The organism is Aromatoleum evansii, assembly GCF_012910805.1.
Lineage (GTDB): Bacteria > Pseudomonadota > Gammaproteobacteria > Burkholderiales > Rhodocyclaceae > Aromatoleum > Aromatoleum evansii.
Genome location: NZ_WTVK01000153.1, coordinates 1 through 1,658 on the forward strand (window position 1 = coordinate 1; position 1,658 = coordinate 1,658).

Annotated in this window: 2 protein-coding genes; both read left to right on the plus strand. The window is 69.7% G+C overall.

From position 1 onward, the window contains the following. A partial coding sequence (locus GO615_RS27615) for a PepSY-associated TM helix domain-containing protein (RefSeq protein WP_169133046.1) occupies positions 1 to 635 on the plus strand: 635 nt, incomplete at its 5' end. A 282-nt stretch (positions 636 to 917) separates the two neighbouring features. Then, positions 918 to 1,382 (plus strand): rhodanese-like domain-containing protein, encoded by a 465-nt coding sequence (locus GO615_RS27620; RefSeq protein WP_169133047.1) that lies wholly within the window; start codon positions 918 to 920, stop codon positions 1,380 to 1,382. Positions 1,383 to 1,658 lie beyond the last annotated feature (276 nt).

A 1,658-nucleotide genomic window follows, 5' to 3' on the forward strand; every position in this document is an offset into this window, starting at 1 on the left:
ACCTCCACCCCCGCCCGCCCAGCCATCGCGGCAATTCGCAGAAGTGGCTGCGCCGCATCCACGCCTGGTTCGGCCTCGCGCTCGCCGCGATGCTGCTGCTGTTCGCGACCACCGGCTTCCTGCTCAACCACCGCGCGGTCATGAAGATCCCCGCGCTCGACCGCAAGGAAGTCACGCAGCTGCTGCCCATCGAGGCGACGCCCGCCGATCCGGCGGCGCTCGCCGCGGCGCTCGCACCCGCGCTCGGGCTGGACGCCACCGAGCTGAAATCGCGCGTCGAGCCGGCCAAGGCGGTGGGCTGGGGCGGCGGCGACATCCGCCAACCCGAACGCTGGACCCTGCGCGCCGATACACCGTCCGAGACGGTGCAGGTCGACTACTGGGTAGGCAGTCGCCAGGCGGAAGCGAAGCGCACCCAACCCAACCTGTGGCTCTACCTCGCGCGCCTGCACATGGCGATCGGCACGGGGCCCGCGTGGGTCCTGCTGTCGGACGCCGCCGCGCTGGGCCTCGCCTTCCTCGGCCTGTCCGGATTCTGGCTGTGGGGCCGGCTGCACGGCTCCCCGCGCCGGCTCGCGCTGCTCGCGAGCGGCGGCCTCGCGACCGCCACCGCCCTGGCGTGGATGGCCGGGTGACGGCACGGCAGACGCATGAACCTGTTTAGGGGGGCGGAGCGCGGCACACCCCGCCGAATCGCGCGCCTGAATTTGCTCCACCGCCCCACGGCGGGATGCGCCTTCGGCTCCTCCCGCCCTACGAAACTAGCCACCAAACCGCTCCGCGCCCCGGACGGGCCGGAGCTCACCGGCTCCTCTCTCCGCCGCCGCAATACAAGCACATGCTAATATGACGAACTCCATCCTCAGCAGAGTGTCTGACCGACATTCCTGAGAACCTGACGCATCCCGGAGTTCCTCATGTCACGCGACCTTTCCCTTGTCCGCCGCACGCTCCTTGCCGCCGCGGCGGCCATCCTCCTGCCCCTTTCGGCCGTCCATGCCCAGCAGGGCGCAGTGCCTGAAATCAGCCCTGCCGAGGCGCAGGCGAAGGCCAAGGCCGGAAAAATCACCCTGATCGACGTGCGCACGCCCGAAGAATGGCGCGAAACGGGCGTTGCCCCCGGCGCCACCCCGATCAACCTGTACAACCCGGCCGGACCTGAAGCCTTCGTGAAGGAAGTGGTCGCCCGCGTCGGCGCGAAGCGCGACACCCCGATCGCCTTCATCTGCCGCAGCGGCAACCGCAGCGGCCAGGCGCAACGCCTGCTCGCCGCACAGGGCTTCACCAACGTGGTCAGCGTCCGCGAAGGCATGAGCGGCAGCGCGTCCGGCCCGGGCTGGATCAAGAGCGGCCTGCCGATCGAAACCTGCAAGGTCTGCTGAACCCGGCTCTCCGGCGGTGCGGTTGCGCATACGGCAAGCACCGTTCGGGTTGAGCCCTTCGACTTCGCTCAGGACCGGCCTGTCGAAGCGCCGCCATCAAAGCGGCAATCAAATACCACCGTTCGCCCTGAGCTTGTCGAAGGGCTCGGGGCGAACGGTGGCGCGGCTTGCCCTACCACCTTCGCCGCGCCTCGCCATCGACGTTGCACCGCAACAAGTTCCCCGCCGGGGCGGCGTAAAACCTGACAGAATGACGCCTCCGCCGCTCCCGCGCCC

Excerpts from the sequence above, each read along its gene's own strand:
- GO615_RS27620 (WP_169133047.1), top strand. The coding sequence starts at position 918 with ATGTCACGCGACCTTTCCCTTGTCCGCCGCACGCTCCTTGCCGCCGCG.